Source organism: Parvibaculum sp. (assembly GCF_002684405.1).
GTDB lineage: Bacteria > Pseudomonadota > Alphaproteobacteria > Parvibaculales > Parvibaculaceae > Parvibaculum.
Genome location: NZ_NYVD01000147.1, coordinates 1 through 15,650, shown reverse-complemented (window position 1 = coordinate 15,650; position 15,650 = coordinate 1). Strand labels below are relative to the sequence as shown.

The 15,650-nt window shown below is 62.0% G+C and carries 13 protein-coding genes and 1 pseudogene; 8 read left to right on the top strand and 6 right to left on the bottom strand.

The features are described 5' to 3' along the window. From CMI59_RS13940 to CMI59_RS13915, 6 genes and pseudogenes are all read left to right on the top strand, one after another. Positions 1 to 394 (top strand): annotated as a pseudogene (locus CMI59_RS13940) (c-type cytochrome); the annotation flags it as partial. Between the two features lie 177 nt (positions 395 to 571). Further along, positions 572 to 2,404, top strand: a complete 1,833-nt coding sequence (locus CMI59_RS13935) for an extracellular solute-binding protein (protein WP_293328844.1) — start codon at positions 572 to 574, stop codon at positions 2,402 to 2,404. Beyond that, complete coding sequence (locus CMI59_RS13930) at positions 2,401 to 4,314, top strand: extracellular solute-binding protein (protein WP_293328843.1); 1,914 nt, start codon at positions 2,401 to 2,403, stop codon at positions 4,312 to 4,314. The genes CMI59_RS13935 and CMI59_RS13930 overlap by 4 nt, the downstream gene beginning before the upstream one ends. A 9-nt stretch (positions 4,315 to 4,323) precedes the next feature. Next, entirely contained in the window at positions 4,324 to 5,430 is a 1,107-nt protein-coding gene (locus CMI59_RS13925) for a microcin C ABC transporter permease YejB (RefSeq protein WP_293328842.1), read from the top strand. Between the two features lie 3 nt (positions 5,431 to 5,433). Next, positions 5,434 to 6,501 (top strand): ABC transporter permease, encoded by a 1,068-nt coding sequence (locus tag CMI59_RS13920; RefSeq protein WP_293328841.1) that lies wholly within the window; start codon positions 5,434 to 5,436, stop codon positions 6,499 to 6,501. Further along, entirely contained in the window at positions 6,498 to 8,126 is a 1,629-nt protein-coding gene (locus CMI59_RS13915) for an ABC transporter ATP-binding protein (RefSeq protein ID WP_293328840.1), read from the top strand. Before CMI59_RS13920 ends, CMI59_RS13915 begins: the two co-directional genes overlap by 4 nt. 3 nt (positions 8,127 to 8,129) lie before the next feature. On the opposite strand, the gene CMI59_RS13910 is transcribed toward CMI59_RS13915, so the two are convergent. The 3 genes from CMI59_RS13910 to CMI59_RS13900 all read right to left on the bottom strand — a co-directional run bounded on the left by CMI59_RS13910 (position 8,130) and on the right by CMI59_RS13900 (position 10,820). Next, positions 8,130 to 9,005 carry an NlpC/P60 family protein gene (locus CMI59_RS13910; protein ID WP_293328839.1) on the bottom strand — a complete coding sequence of 292 codons (876 nt, stop codon included), beginning with the start codon at positions 9,003 to 9,005 and terminating at the stop codon, positions 8,130 to 8,132. Continuing rightward, the gene (locus tag CMI59_RS13905) at positions 9,002 to 9,364 is read right to left on the bottom strand and encodes a MarR family transcriptional regulator (RefSeq protein WP_293328838.1); all 363 of its coding nucleotides are present in this window, start codon (positions 9,362 to 9,364) and stop codon (positions 9,002 to 9,004) included. The genes CMI59_RS13910 and CMI59_RS13905 overlap by 4 nt, the downstream gene beginning before the upstream one ends. Positions 9,365 to 9,446: 82 nt before the next feature. Beyond that, entirely contained in the window at positions 9,447 to 10,820 is a 1,374-nt protein-coding gene (locus CMI59_RS13900; protein WP_293328837.1) for a leucyl aminopeptidase family protein, read from the bottom strand. A gap of 127 nt (positions 10,821 to 10,947) precedes the next feature. Between CMI59_RS13900 and CMI59_RS13895 the strand changes: the two genes are divergently transcribed. Next, the gene (locus CMI59_RS13895; RefSeq protein ID WP_293328836.1) at positions 10,948 to 11,631 is read left to right on the top strand and encodes a glutathione S-transferase family protein; all 684 of its coding nucleotides are present in this window, start codon (positions 10,948 to 10,950) and stop codon (positions 11,629 to 11,631) included. Between the two features lie 22 nt (positions 11,632 to 11,653). Here the strand turns inward: CMI59_RS13895 and CMI59_RS13890 are convergent, their stop codons facing one another. Next, the gene (locus CMI59_RS13890) at positions 11,654 to 12,784 is read right to left on the bottom strand and encodes a TAXI family TRAP transporter solute-binding subunit (protein ID WP_293328835.1); all 1,131 of its coding nucleotides are present in this window, start codon (positions 12,782 to 12,784) and stop codon (positions 11,654 to 11,656) included. A gap of 186 nt (positions 12,785 to 12,970) precedes the next feature. Between CMI59_RS13890 and CMI59_RS13885 the strand changes: the two genes are divergently transcribed. Next, the gene (locus CMI59_RS13885; RefSeq protein ID WP_293328834.1) at positions 12,971 to 13,915 is read left to right on the top strand and encodes a tetratricopeptide repeat protein; all 945 of its coding nucleotides are present in this window, start codon (positions 12,971 to 12,973) and stop codon (positions 13,913 to 13,915) included. A 101-nt stretch (positions 13,916 to 14,016) separates the two neighbouring features. Here CMI59_RS13885 and CMI59_RS13880 read toward each other — a convergent pair whose 3' ends face one another. Both CMI59_RS13880 and CMI59_RS13875 read right to left on the bottom strand, forming a co-directional pair. Continuing rightward, on the bottom strand, positions 14,017 to 14,988 hold the full coding sequence (locus tag CMI59_RS13880; RefSeq protein WP_293328833.1) for a type II secretion system F family protein: 972 nt from the start codon (positions 14,986 to 14,988) through the stop codon (positions 14,017 to 14,019). Positions 14,989 to 14,996: 8 nt separating this feature from the next. Next, positions 14,997 to 15,650: type II secretion system F family protein (locus CMI59_RS13875; RefSeq protein ID WP_293328832.1), on the bottom strand; the 654-nt coding region annotated here is incomplete at its 5' end.

Sequence of the window (15,650 nt, the reverse complement as noted above, 5' to 3'; positions counted from 1 at the left end):
CGCCTGCCATAACTTCAAGGAAGGCGCCGGCGCCAAGATCGGTCCGGACCTCTATCACGTGGTGGGCCGCAAGGTCGCGACCTTCCCGGGGTTCAGCTACTCGGATGCGCTGAAGAAGATCGGCGGCACATGGACCTTCGAGGACCTGAACCACTTCCTGACAAGCCCGAAGGACTATGCGCCGGGCACGGCGATGGGCTTTGCCGGTATCAAGAAAGACGAGAAGCGCGCCGACGTGATCGCCTATCTGAACACGCTGGGCTCCAACCTGCCGCTTCCGGAAGTGAAGCAGGAAGCCCCGGCCGAAGAGGGTGGCGACGCAGCCGCCCCGGCTGAAGAAGGCGGCGACGCCGCTGCCCCGGCGGATGCCGGCGGAGAGACGAAGGCGGAATAACCGCCCTCTCTTACGAAAGCTTAATGCGGAGCGCGCCCGGAAATTTCCGGGCGCGTTTTGTTTTGGCGTTCATATGGCTAAAAATGGTCTTATTCCCAATACGGAATGGAAATGACCGGTACGGTATCGGGACGCCGCGCCGGCCATGACATGACCGCAAGAAGGAGGAGGACCCAAGTGCGATATGCGACCGCCATGCTGGCCGCGCTGACGATCGGCGCCTTTCTGACCGCGCCCTTTCACCAGGCCCAGGCAGACGACACGCCCCGCCATGGATCCTCGCTTTTCGGCGAGCTGAAATACGGCCCCGACTTCACCCATTTCGACTATGTGAACCCTGGCGCCCCGACGGGCGGCGAGGTCGCCATGGGGACGACGGGCGGCTTCGACAGCCTCAACACCTTCATCGTCAAAGGCAACCCGGCCGCCGGCCTGTCGCTCATCTACGACACACTGATGGCGCCCAGCTATGACGAACCAAGCGCCGAATACGGGCTTGTCGCAAAAACGGTGTCGCATCCGGACGATTTTTCGTCGGTCACCTATACGCTGCGCAAGGAAGCCCGCTTCCATGACGGCACGCCCATCACCCCGGAAGATGTGATCTGGAGCTTCAACGAGCTGAAGAAGATCAATCCTTTCTACAATGCCTATTACCGCAATGTGGAGAAGGCGGAGAAACTGCCGGGCGACAAGGTGAGGTTCAGTTTCTCTGAAAAAGGCAATCGCGAGCTGCCGCAGATCGTCGGCCAGTTGCCGGTTCTGCCGCGGCACTACTGGACGGGCAAGAACGCGGACGGCAAGGCGCGCGACATCACCAAGACGACCCTGGAGCCGCCGCTGGGAAGCGGGCCCTACAGGGTCGCCAAGGTGGAGACGCCCAGGCGCATCACCTATGAGCGTGTGAAGGACTATTGGGCGAAAGACCTGCCGGTGAATGTGGGGCAGAACAATTTCGACCGCGTGCGCTTCGAGTATTTCAAGGATCCCACCGTCGCACTGGAAGCCTTCAAGACGGGCCGTGTGGATTTTCGCATCGAAACGAGCGCGAAGAACTGGGCGACCGCCTACGACTTTCCTGCCGTGAAGGACGGGCGCGTCAAACTCGAGAAAATCGACACGGACAACAATCAGGGCATGCAGGGGTTCGCTTTCAACCTGCGCCGCGACAAGTTCAGCGATCCGCGTGTGCGCGAGGCCTTCGACTATGCGTTCGATTTCGAATGGGCCAACAAGGCGCTCTTCTATGGCCAGTACACGCGCACGAACAGCTATTTCGCCAATTCGGAACTCGCCTCTTCGGGCATCCCGAAGGGTGAGGAACTGGCACTTCTGGAACCCTTCAGGGACAAACTGCCCAAGGCTCTTTTTACCGAGCCCTATAAAACGCCGAAAACCGATGGCAGCGGGAACAATCGCGCCAACCTTCGCAAGGCCGACGACCTGCTGAACGCGGCGGGCTGGATCATCAAGGACGGCAAGCGCGTCAACAAGGAGACCGGCGAACAGCTGAGCGTCGAATTTTTGCTCTCCTCGCCCATGTTCGAGCGCATCGTCCTGCCCTACCGACAATCGCTGGAAAGGCTCGGTATCGACGCGACCGTTCGCACCGTCGATACGTCTCAATATGAAAACCGCGTGGACAATTTCGATTTCGACATCATCGTCCAGTCTTTCCCGCAATCCATGTCGCCGGGAAACGAACAGCGCGATTTCTGGAGCTGCCAGGCAGCCAAGACGCCGGGCAGCCGCAATGTGATCGGCATCTGCGATCCGGTGGTCGACGCGCTGATCGACAAGATCATCTATGCGGAGAGCCGGGCGGATCTCGTCGCGGCGACCCATGCGCTCGATCGCGTGCTGCTTTGGCGGCATTATGTCGTGCCGCAGTGGTATGCGGGCTATTTCCGTGTCGCCTATTGGTCGCGCATCGCCCATCCCGAAACCATGCCCGGCTATGCGATCGGCTTTCCGAACATCTGGTGGCACACCGGGGATGCCGCCCAATGAGCGGCAAGCTCTCGCTGGCGCGCCGCGATTTCCTGATCCTTGCCGGCGCGGCCACGACCGCGGGAGTTGGAGGAATTGCCTTCCCCTCCTTGCCGGCCATGGCCGCGGGCAGCAGGCCGGTCAAGGTGGCGGGCGCGGGACCGCGGCACGGCATGTCGTTTTTCGGCGGGCTCAATTATGCGCCCGGTTTTGCCCATTTCGATTATGTGGACCCGAATGCGCCGAAGGGCGGCATGCTTTCGCAGGTCGGCCCCACGGCGGCCTATAATGCGGGCTTCACGACATTCGATACGCTCAATGGCTATATCCTCAAAGGCAATGCGGCCCAAAGGCTCGATCTCGTCTTCGACACGCTGATGGTGCGCGCCTATGACGAACCAAGCGCCGTCTATGGGCTCGTCGCGGAAAGCGCGGAACTTTCTCCCGACGGCAATGTGCTGACATTCCGCCTGCGGAAAGAAGCGCGTTTTCACGACGGCACGCCGCTGACCGCCGAGGACGCCGCCTTCTCACTCATGCTGCTCAAGCAGCAGGGGCATCCGCTCATTTCACAGAACCTGCGCGAGATGAAAGACGCGGCGGCGGACGGGCCGCATGTGCTGAAGGTTAGCTTCACCGGCAAACAGACGCGCGACCTGCCGCTTTTCATCGCGGGCGAGCTGCCGATCTTCTCGAAGGCCTATTACACCGCCAACACATTCGACGAGACCACGCTCGAGCCGCCGCTGGGCAGCGGCCCCTACCGCATCGGCGATTTCAAGCTCGGCCGGTTCCTCACCTATGAGCGGGTGGCCGACTATTGGGCCCGCGACCTCAATGTGAATGTCGGCCAATGGAATTTCGACCGGCTGCGCTTCGAGTATTTCCGGGACCGGACGGCGGAGTTCGAGGCTTTCAAGACCGGCGCCTATACGCTGCGCGAGGAGTTCACCTCGCGCGTCTGGGCGACTGAGTATAATTTTCCCGCCGTGCAGGATGGCCGCGTCAAACGGCTCGAACTGCCGGTCGGCACGCCGTCGGGCGCGCAAGGCTGGTTCATCAATACACGACGGCGAAAGTTTGCCGATCCGCGCGTGCGGCAGGCGCTCGGGCTCGCCTTCGATTTCGAATGGGCCAACAAGAACCTCTTCTACGGCCTCTACCGGCGCACGGAGAGCTATTTCGAAAACTCGTCCATGAAAGCGCAAGGATTGCCCTCCGATGCCGAGCGCACGCTGCTGACGCCATGGAAAGACGAACTGCCGCCGACCGTGTTCGGCGAGCCGGTCTCACCGCCCTCCTCCGACGGATCCGGTCAGGACCGCGCGATGCTGCGCAAGGCCGCGCAGCTATTCGTCGAGGCGGGATGGACCATCGAGAACGGCAAGCGCGTCAATGCCGATGGCGAGGCGCTGACGGTCGAATTCCTGCAGGACGACCCGATGTGGGAGCGCATCTGCGCAGGCGTCATCAAGAATTTGCGTATTCTGGGCGTCGATGCGCGCTTCCGGCTGGTCGATTCCGCGCAATATCAGGACCGCATGAAGAATTACGATTTCGACCTCATCGTGCAGCGCTACTCGATGAGCCTGACGCCGGGCATCGAAATCAGAAGCTATTGGTCCTCCGCCTTCGCCGACATTCCCGGCGGACGCAACCTGCCGGGGATCGCCGATCCGGCGATCGATGCACTGGTCGAGAAGATCATCGCCGCGGCCACGCCGGAAGAACAGGTGAGCGCGGCACGGGCCCTCGACCGCGTGCTCCGGGCCGGGCATTATTGGATTCCGCAATGGTACAAGGCGTCCCATCAACTCGCGTTCTGGGATATGTATGACCGCCCCGCGAAGAAACCGGCATATGAACGGGGCGTGCTGCGAAGCTGGTGGATAGTCCGGGACAAGGCCGACGCCTCCGGCACGAACGAGTAGAGAGACCGTATGGCCGCTTATATTCTCCGCCGGTTGCTACTGATGATCCCGACCATTCTCGGGATCATGTTCATCAGTTTCGTTGTCGTTCAGTTCGCACCGGGCGGACCGATCGAACGCATCATCGCGGAAATTCAGGGCACGGCGGTGTCTGCCACGGCGCGCATCGGCGGCGGTGGCGGCGATTTCTCGCAATCGGCCAATCTATCGGGCGGCGACACCTCGATGGGCGGCAAATATCGCGGCGCACAGGGGCTCGATCCGGAATTCATCAAACAGCTCGAAAAGCAGTTCGGCTTCGACAAGCCCTGGTATGAGCGCTTCGGCAAGATGATCTGGGACTATTCGCGCTTTCATTTCGGCACGAGCTATTTCCGCGATGTCAGTGTGCTGGAGCTCGTCAAGGAGAAGCTGCCGGTTTCGATTTCGCTGGGGCTCTGGACGACGCTCATCACCTATCTCGTCTCCATTCCGCTGGGTATCCGCAAGGCGGTACAGGACGGCAGCCGTTTCGATGTATGGACCAGCGCCGTCATCATCATCGGCTATGCGATCCCCGGCTTTCTCTTCGCTGTGTTCCTGATCGTGCTGTTCGCAGGGGGGAGTTTCTTCAACATCTTCCCCTTGCGCGGCCTCGTGTCCGACAATTGGAGCGATCTCGGCCTCTTCGCAAAAATCTTCGATTATCTCTGGCACATCATCCTGCCGGTGACCGCGCTCACCATCGGGTCTTTTGCAACGACGACGCTTCTCACCAAGAATTCCTTCCTGGACGAAATCAAGAAGCAATATGTCATGACGGCGCGCGCCAAGGGCCTTTCCGAGAGGCAGGTGATCTACGGCCACGTCTTCCGCAACGCCATGCTGATCGTGATCGCGGGCTTTCCGGGCGCGTTCATCGGCGCCTTCTTTACCGGCTCGCTTCTTATCGAGACGATTTTCTCGCTGGACGGGCTGGGGCTTCTTTCCTTCGAGTCCATCGTCAATCGCGATTACCCCGTGGTGTTTGCGACGGTCTACATATTCGGGCTTATCAGCCTCGTCATCACGCTGATTTCGGACCTCACCTATACATGGGTCGATCCGCGTATCGACTTCGAAACGAGGGAGGTCTGATCCATGGCTCTCTCGCTTCCCGGCGTTACCCTGCCTGAAATCCGGATAAGCCCCGTCAACAAGCGGCGCTGGCGCAACTTCAAGGCGAACAAGCGCGGCTATTGGAGCCTGTGGTTATTCCTCATCCTCTTCGTCGTCACGCTGTTCGCCGAATTCATCGCCAACGACAAGCCGCTCTTCGTGCTCTATCAGGGCGAGCCCTATTTTCCGGTTTTCGTTTCCTATCCTGAAACCGATTTCGGCGGCTTCTTCCAGACAGAGGCGGATTATCGCGATCCCGTGGTGAAGGACCTCATCGAGAAGGAGGGACACGGGCTCATCATCTGGCCGCTTATCGAATACGACTATCGCACGATCAACCTCAACCTGCCCGTGCCCGCGCCCGCACCGCCATCGGCGGAAAACTGGCTTGGTACGGACGATCAGGGGCGCGACGTACTCGCACGGCTCATTTACGGCTTCCGCATTTCCGTGCTGTTCGGACTGACGCTTACCATCCTGTCGTCGATCATTGGCGTGGCGGCGGGTGCCGTGCAGGGCTATTTCGGCGGCTGGACGGATCTGCTCTTCCAGCGCTTCATCGAGATATGGACCAGCGTGCCGCAGCTCTATCTACTCATCATCATCGCGGCGATCATCGAACCGAATTTCTGGATCCTGCTTGGCATATTGCTGCTCTTTTCATGGGTGGCACTTGTCGGCGTGGTACGGGCGGAGTTCCTCCGCGGGCGCAACTTCGAATATGTGAACGCGGCGCGCGCGCTGGGGCTCACCAATGCGAAAATCATGTTCAAGCATTTGCTGCCCAATGCAATGGTGGCGACGCTGACCTTCATGCCTTTCATTCTGAATTCGTCCATCACCACACTCACCTCTCTGGACTTTCTGGGCTTCGGCCTGCCGCCGGGCTCGCCATCGCTGGGCGAGTTGCTAGCGCAGGGCAAGGCGAATATCCAGGCGCCCTGGCTGGGGCTGACCGGCTTCTTTTCCATCGCTGTCATGCTGAGCCTTCTGATCTTTATCGGCGAGGCGGTGCGCGATGCGTTCGACCCGCGCAAGGTGATGCAATGAGCGCCCCGCTTGTCGACGTGAAAAACCTCTCCGTCGCCTTCCGATCCGAAGGCGAAGAGATACTGGCCGTGGACCGCATCTCCTTCGATGTCCGGTCCGGCGAAACGGTGGCGCTGGTGGGCGAATCCGGGTCGGGCAAATCCGTGTCCGCGCTTTCCATCCTGCAATTGCTGCCCTATCCGCAGGCAAGCCATCCCAGCGGCGAGATCATGTTCGAAGGACGCAATCTCGTCGGCGCCAGCGAAAAGACGATGCGCGAGATACGCGGCAACAAGATCGGCGTCGTCTTTCAGGAACCCATGACATCGCTCAACCCGCTGCATACGATCGAGCGGCAAGTGGGCGAAGTGCTGCAACTCCACAAGGGCCTGCGCGGCGAAAAGCTGCGCGCCCGCGTGCTGGAACTTCTCGACAAGGTGGGCATTCCCGATGCAACGGAACGCCTTGGCGCCTACCCGCATCAGCTTTCGGGCGGGCAGCGCCAGCGCGTGATGATTGCCATGGCGCTTGCCAATGAGCCCAATTTGCTCATCGCCGACGAGCCGACCACTGCGCTCGACGTGACGGTGCAGGCGCAAATCCTCGCCCTTTTGAAGAAGCTCAAGGACGAGATGGGCATGGCGCTCTTGCTCATCACGCATGACCTCGGCGTGGTGCGGAAGATGTCGGACCGCGTCTTTGTCATGACCAAGGGCGAGATCGTGGAGCGCGGCGACACCGAAACCGTTTTCGACAATCCGCAGCATGCCTATACGAAACGCCTGCTCGCCTCCGAACCGAAAGGCCGCGCGCTTGGAGGCGCCAAGGATGCGCCGGTCATCATGGAGACCGACGACCTCAAGGTCTGGTTCCCGATCAAACGCGGCTTCCTGCGCAAGACGGTCGGCTATGTGAAGGCGGTGGACGGCATATCGCTGACGGTCAGGCGGGGCCGCACGCTGGGAGTGGTGGGCGAATCCGGCTCCGGCAAGACAACGCTCGGCCTTGCGCTGTTGCGGCTCCTGTCGAGCGAAGGTCCCGTGCGTTTCGAAGGGCGCGATATTCAGGGCCTCAAGCAGAACGAGCTGCGCCCGCTGCGCCGCCGGATGCAGATCGTTTTTCAGGATCCTTATGGCTCTCTGTCGCCGCGCATGTCGATCAGTCAGATCGTGGAGGAAGGCCTCATCGTGCAGGGGCTGGGCCTCACACCGGACGAACGCCGCGAAAGGGTAAGCAGTGCGCTGCAGGAAGTGGGTATCGACCCGGCAGTGCAGGACCGCTACCCGCATGAGTTTTCCGGTGGGCAGCGCCAGCGCATCGCGATCGCGCGCGCCATGGCGCTGGAACCGCATTTCGTGATGCTGGACGAACCGACCTCCGCGCTCGACATGTCGGTGCAGGCGCAGATCGTCGACCTGCTGCGCGACCTGCAAAAGCGGATGAATCTCGGCTATCTCTTCATCAGCCACGACCTGAAGGTGGTCCGTGCGCTTTCCGACGACATCATCGTCATGCGCAACGGCAAGGTGGTGGAAGCGGGGACGGCGGACGAGATATTCGACCATCCGAAAACGGATTACACAAAGGCGCTGATGGCGGCGGCTTTCGACCTTGTCGCCACGCCGGAAGGGGACGCGGCGGGCTGACCGTCAGCTCCGCAGGGACGACAGCCGCTTGATGCTGGTGACGTGGCCATGCTCGCCGCGCGCGATGCGCGACATGGCGATGTCGAGACGCTCTTCGGCTACGCGCATGTGATGGGCATTGGCATGGATCAGCCATTGGTCGTCGCGCATGATGCCGACATGACCCTTCCAGAAGACGAGGTCGCCCCGTTTCAGCATGGTGAAGTCGATGGGCTCGGGCAGCGCTTCGCCCAGCGTCGCTTCCTGCATGTCGGTATCGCGCAAGGATGAGATGCCTGCGCGCTCCAGCGACATCTGCACCAGCCCCGAACAATCCAGCCCCAGGCTGTCACGGCCGCCCCAAAGATAGGGAACGCCCAGAAATTCCTGCGCGACGGAAACGAAGTCGCGCGCATGCGCACCGACAGGCGAAAGATGCTGGGTGAAGATCCAGCCGCCTCGGTCGATCCGGCTATAGTCGCCCTTCGCCGCGATCACGGTCACAAGCCCGTTCATGGAAACGGGCGTTGCAGGCCGCGTCTTCAAATCCGGCTCGGGATAGATGAAGGTGCGCAGCGCGGCCACGCTATGCGTAGGCTTTGACGGTTTGGGCGCGAGCCCCTCGCGCGCGACATAGCCGACATAATCGTCCTGCGCCGACTGACCCCAGGCCCAGCCCGATTTGTTTTCATAGACGCGGAAGACTTCGCCGAAGAGAAGCTGCGTATCCATGGGCGCGTCCGGCCGGGGTTCGCGCAGCAAGGAAAGTTGGCCGGCTACGACCTGCATGTCCTGGCCTTCCTCGAAGCGGTCCGCTTTCACTTCGCCACGAAGATGGGCCGCGGCCAGGTCTTCCCGGTACGGATTGAGCCGCCGGTCCAGCGCACGCGACCGGCTCATTCTCCCGTTTGACCCTTCGCGTTCATCGCCGCCGCGATGATGGCCTCGCCAAACTCATCCATGAAAATAGACCCCTTCGCCGTACGCTGTACAAAGACATTCCGCCGGTCCGCCTCGTCTCGTACGCGCTTGAGCATTCCTTCGCTCCCCAGCGTGTCCAGGGCGCGCGTGATGGCGGGCTTGGACACGCCCAGCGCCACGGCAAGACCCCGTACCGTATGCGGCGGCGGATCCAGATAGACGATGAGCATAATGGCAAGCTGGCGCGATGTGAGATCCGGTCTTTCGCTCCGGATACCATCTACCAATACGCGCCGCCACAGTCCCAGCGCCTCCGGCGCCTCCATCCTGCCCAACATCGTCTTCCCCCCATCCGGGCTTTAGGGCCCGGCATCGGGGATAGTCTATCGGCGCGTCACGCTGCCGCAAGGCAAACATGGCTCAGCCATATTGCCGTCTGATGAGCTGGAAGAGCGCCCGGATGGCCTGTGCTTCACCGCCCACAGGCCTGCCGGGTTTGGGTTTCGGCACCCAGCCATAGATGTCGAAATGCGCGTGGACCCGGGCTTTTTCGACGAAACGCGCCAGGAAAAGGGCCGCCGTCACCGAACCTGCGAAAGGCCCGTCAGAGATGTGGCTGACATCGGCGATCTTGCTGTCGAGCCAATTGTCGTAAGGCTTCCAGAGCGGCATCCGCCAGATCGGATCGGCAACCGCCTGCGCGACGGCGGCCAGATCGCGGGCGAAATCATCGTCATGCGTGTAGAAGGGCGGCAGTTCCGGACCCAGCGCCACGCGCGCCGCGCCGGTGAGCGTGGCCATATCGATCAGCAGGTCGGGACTTTCGCTGTCGGCCTCGGTCAGCGCATCGGCGAGAATGAGCCGGCCTTCCGCATCCGTATTGCCGATCTCGACCGTCAGCCCCTTGCGGCTTTGCAGCACGTCGCCAGGCCGGAAGGCGTTGCCGGAGACGCTGTTCTCCACCGCCGGGATCAGGAGGCGCAAGCGGATATCGAGGCCGTCTTCCATGAGAAGCTGGGCCAGCGCGAGCGTCGCCGCCGCGCCGCCCATGTCCTTCTTCATCAGGCCCATGGCGGAGGAAGGCTTGAGATCGAGACCGCCGGTATCGAAGCACACGCCCTTGCCGACCAGCGTCACGCGCGGCGCGTCTTCCCGACCCCAACGCATATCGATCAGGCGCGGCGCCACGGCGGCTGCGCGGCCCACCGCATGGATCATCGGATAGTTCTGCGCGAGCAGCTCGTCGCCGACGATGGTGCTCATCGTCGCCCCATGCGTATCCGCCACGCTCTGCGCGGCGGCGGCAAGATCGGCGGGGCTCATATCGCTGGCCGGCGTGTTGATGAGATCGCGCGCCAGGAACATGGCGCGGGCGAGCCTCCCCGCTTCCTCGCCGTCCACACCCTGAGGCAGGACGAGGCGCGGCCAGTCGCGCGGTTTCCCGCTATAGCGGGTGAACCGATAGGTGCCGAGCGCATACCCCAATACGGCAAGTGTCGGATCGCCGTCGAACCCGCCCGCAAGCCTGTACTCGCCCGATGGAAGGGCGGACGCCAAGGCGCCAGTGATCAAAGGGTCCGATCCGTCGCCCGTGCCCAGCAACACACCCGACACGGCGCCGGAGGCATCGGGCAGGAGAAGCACCTTGCCCGCCTCGCCCTTGAAGCCGCTCGTCTCCACCCATGCAGCGCCCGCTCCCGCATGGGTGCTGCGCCAGCCTTCCAGATCCTCCGCGCGCACGAGCCATATCGGCGTCGCCGCCTTGTCTTTGTCAGCCAGAAAGAAATCGAGCACGAGGGGCCTCTTGGATAGGAGGAGAAACGGAGCGAGACAGACCACAGCTATTGCATGCGTTTTGCCGTCCAAAAGACTATATAGGCCCTTTCCCGCCCGCAAACAGGACCATAGACCGGTGAAAGAGATGACGGCCTTCGATTTCGAACTGGTGATCGGCGACAAGAACTGGTCGAGCTGGAGCCTGCGCCCCTGGCTTGCCATGCGGCAGGCGGGCCTGCCCTTTTACGAGCGCTCCATCCGGCTCCGACAGCCCGATACCAAGGCGCAAATTCTGCCTCATTCCCCCGCGGGAACGGTGCCCGCGCTGAAATGGAACGGGCTCGTCATTCCGGAATCGCTCGCCATTCTCGAAACCATCGCAGACCTCTTCCCGATGAAGAAGCTTTGGCCAGAGGATGCGGGCGCCCGGGCCATGGCGCGCGCGGCGGCGGCGGAGATGCATGCCGGCTTCACCGGGCTCCGCCGCGAGATGCCGATGGATATTCTCAATCGCTATCCGGGTCGCGGCCATACGGAAGAAGCGCTCGGCGATGCCCGCCGGATCGTCACGATCTGGCGCGAGGCGCGTCTGCGGTTCGGCCAGCTCTCCGACGGCGACGAGGGGTTTCTGTTCGGCCGCTTCGGGGTGGCCGATGCCATGTATGCGCCCGTGGTGACGCGCTTCGTCACCTATGGCGTCGACCCGGCTGATCTTGGCGACGAAGACGGTGCGGCGCGCGCTTACATGGATGCCGTGTTGCGCCTGCCCGCCATGCAGGAGTGGACGGCAGAAGCGCAAGACGAGATGAAAGAGCGCGGCCTCCTCTGAGGCGGGCATTGTCCAAGGCTTGTCACGGGCGTTCGAGCGGAACCTGCGTCGAGGGCGGTTCCGATATGATGCCCTTCTTGTAGAAGAAGGCCGCCGCGCCGCGATGCAGCGGAATAGGCAATCCCTCCACCGCCATCTTCATTTCCTCCTCCCCTTCGCCAGGCAGCAGACCGTCCAAGCCAGGCGGCGACAGCAGCATGTGATTGCCCGGATAAAAGAGGGCGCTTGTAACCTCTTCCACAAGGGCGGGAGAGGTATCGACGTCGCAAATGAAAACCAGCGGCGTGGACAGCGTCTCGATGGCCGGGGTCAGACGAAAGGTTCCCGCCGGCAATGTCACCGGCACAAGGAAAGGAGCCGTCTTGCGCAGCACCTCCAGTTGAGGTCCATCGATCGGTACGATGTCCACGGCGCCGCGGTCTGTCAGGCTGCGCAGAAACGGCGCGCGCGGTTCGCCGATCATGAAAAAGGCGTCGAGCTGGCCGAACAAGGCGAGGTCGGCGGCGCGCTCGGGCAGCTCGTCGCTCAGGACCGCATTGCGCGGCCCGATGCCGAATGCCGCCAACACCCGCAATGCCGTCTCCCGCAAGGGAGAGCCTTTAGGCCCGACGGCGATGCGCATTTTCCGCAGATCTTCAAAGCGTGAGATATGAGCTCCCCGGCTTGCCACGACAAAGACGTTTTCCCGATAAACGGAGGCGACTGCGCGCAGGCCGTTATAGGGTTTCTCGCCCTTGAAAGGCTGCTTCCCGCGATAGGCGAGGTCGAGCATGATGGCGGGGACAAGAGCGGATTCGAACTGACCCGCTTCAACCGCGCGGATATTGGCGGCGGCACCGGCTGAGGATTTCACCACTGCCACCAGCCCCTTCACACCGCAAGGGCCGGCGCTATCGCAAGGCGGCGTGCCCGGCGGACGGCTGATCGCCCCAGCGAGCCGCTCGCCCACGGCAAAATAGGGGCTGTCCACACTGCCTGTGCCGATCTGGAAGAAGGTGACGATACCCGGCCCGTCCTCAAAGCTGTCCGGCGCGCGCCACCAGGAGGCCACGCCGAGCGCGACGAGCGCCAGCAGGCCGATAACGGCCAACACCGGCCCGGCCAAGCGGCGCTCGCTCAAGCCGCGCCAGATTTCCTCCAATACGTCCCGCATTCCCTATGCCTCTTTCGGCCGCGCGGCCCTCATTCTAGTCGGCGCCCCCCTCCCTAAATGAGGCGTTCGCCTCAATTCTTATAATTAATCCTTTCTTGACGGGTGTAGCCGACTATCAGGGTTGCAGAGCCGGGCGGGCGCTGCCGCGCCTTTTGGCTTGCCACCATCATTGCGGGATATGAAGCGATGACCAAGCCGCTTATCCAGGATTTCCAGAGTATTCCGGCAGGTCGGAAACATTACCGTTCGGGACGCCGTGTGCCTTATCTGGCGATGGCGACCGTCTGCTCGGTCCTCGCCCTTGGCGGCTGCGCCTCGACGGGAAGCGGCACCGCCACGCCGGATGTGACGGCGGCCAAGGCAGGCGCCGAGAGCCAGGCCCCGGCCCAAACCAGACAAAGCGACGACGAGCTGCGCGAAGCCGCGCTCAAGGCGCTGAAAACCAATGATTACGTGACGGCGGCAACCTGCTGGAGTTTCCTGCATGACCGCCATGAGGACAATGCGGAGATCGCCGTCCAGTATTCGAGCGCGCTGCGCCATATCGGATCCTACGATCAGGCCGCGACGGTGATGCAGCGCATCCAGCTCCTCCACAAGAACAATCCGGCCGTACTCGGCGAATATGGCAAGGTGCTGGTCGCCAGCGGCCGCGTCGATCAGGGCGTCTCCATGCTGAAGGCGGCCTTCGGACAATCTCCCAAGGACTGGAGACTGCCCTCCGCCATCGGCGTCGCCTACGATCAGATGGGCCGCTATGGCGAAGCGCGCGGCGAATATGAAAAGGCCCTGGCGCTGGCGCCGGGCGAACCGTCCGTGCTCACCAATATGGGGCTTTCCTATGCGCTGGAAGGCGATCTGGACAAGGCGGAGGAAGTCCTGCGCAAGGCGGTGGCCAATCCCAATGCCGGTGCTTCCGCCCGGCAGAACCTTGCCGTGGTTCTGGGGCTCCAGGGCCATTTCGAGGAAGCGCGCCGCCTCGCCCGCGCAGACCTGCCGCCCAATATTGCGGAGAACAACATCTCCTATCTGAAATCCATGCTGAGCCAGCCGGCACTCTGGGAAAAGATGAAGACGCTGGATGGTAATGGCGGCAACCCTCAAGCAGGCGCCGGTTCTCCCTCTTCCTGAGCAAGATGGCCTTCAGGGCCGACAAAAAGGGCGCTTCGGTTAATCCGAAGCGCCCTTTTTCGTTTGCCGCCTTATCCCTCCCCTCGCGAGAGGAGGGGGGCCTATTTGATATCCATGACCTGAATGATGGCCGGGCCCAGAATGACGACGAAGAGCACCGGAAGAAAGAACAGGATCATCGGCACAGTCAGCTTGGGCGGCAGGCCGGCAGCCTTCTTTTCGGCTTCGGACATACGCATGTCGCGATTTTCCTGCGCCATCACGCGAAGCGCCGTTCCCAGCGGGGTGCCATAGCGTTCAGCCTGCACCAGGCTTGTCACCACGGCTTTCACGCCCGGCAACCCGGTACGCGATGCCAGATTCTCATAGGCCTGACGGCGGTCCTGCAGATAGGAAAGCTCGGCCGTCGTCAGTGTCAGTTCCTCGGCGAGTTCCACCGATTGCAAACCGATTTCGCTTGCGACCTTCTGGAACGCCGCTTCGATCGACATGCCGGATTCCACGCAGATCAGCAAAAGATCGAGCGCATCAGGGAAGGCCTTGCGGATCGAGTCCTGCCGTCGCGCAATGACGTTTTCCACGAAAAGATTGGGCAGGTAGAAGCCGATAAAGGCCGCTGCGGCGGCGGCCGCCAGACGCGACACCGGGTTCAGGCCGAAATCATCGACAACGCCCAGATAGAAGAGCGTGACGAGAAAAAGGATGAGCGGCATCACGAAGCGGAAGAAAGCAAAGGTATAGAGCGGTGCCGTGCCGCGAAAGCCTGCGCGCCGCAACTTGTCCTTGAGGGCCTGGTTTTCCAGCAGGTTGCCGCTTTGGCCGAACTGGTCGACGACCTGCTTGATCAGCCCCTTTGGGGTGCGGCGCAACCTTGTTCGTTCATTGGCGAGCTGTTCGCGCGCACGCGCGCGCATCGCTTCGCGCTCGCTTGCCACCGCCTTCATGCGCGTACCGAGCTTGTCCTGATCGAGAAGAGGCGAGGCCAGCGTCACGATGGTCGCAAAGGCGGCCATCGCGGTCAGCAGCATGACCACGTTCTCGACGGTTAACAGGGCTTCGAAGGTCTGCAACATGATGCGTCCTAGAACTTGAAGTCGATCATCTTCCGCATCACCAGCACGCCGCACAGCATCCAGCAAGCGCCGCCTATAATGAGGATATTACCCAGCGTGGTGGAGAAGAGGAGATCCATGTAACCCGGCGAGGTCAGGGTGATAAGCCCCATGACCCCGGGCGGCAGCGAACCGATGATGGCGGCGGAAGCTTTCGCCTCCTGCGACATCGCCTTGATCTTGCCGCGCATCTTTTTGCGATCGCGCAGAACACGGGAAAGATTTCCCAGCGCCTCGGACAGGTTACCACCCGTCTTCTGCTGGATGTTCAGAACGATCATGAAGAAGTTTACTTCGGCCAGCGGCATGCGCTCATACATGCGCATGAGCCCCTGTTCCATCGAAACGCCGACGCGCTGCCCTTCCACGAGGTCGCGGAACTCCTGCCCCACGGGATCGGGCGCTTCGTTGGCGATGATCTTCAGACAGTCATTGATCGGCAGGCCCGCCTTCACGCCGCGCACGATGACATCGATGGAGTTGGCAAACTCCTCAGCGAATGCCTTCTGACGCCGGTTGATGAGAAATTTTAGGATCCAGCGCGGCACACCAAATGCGACGGCAAATCCGCCCAACATGCCGACAATGCTCGAGAAGCCCGTCAGAAGCAGAAGACCCGCCAT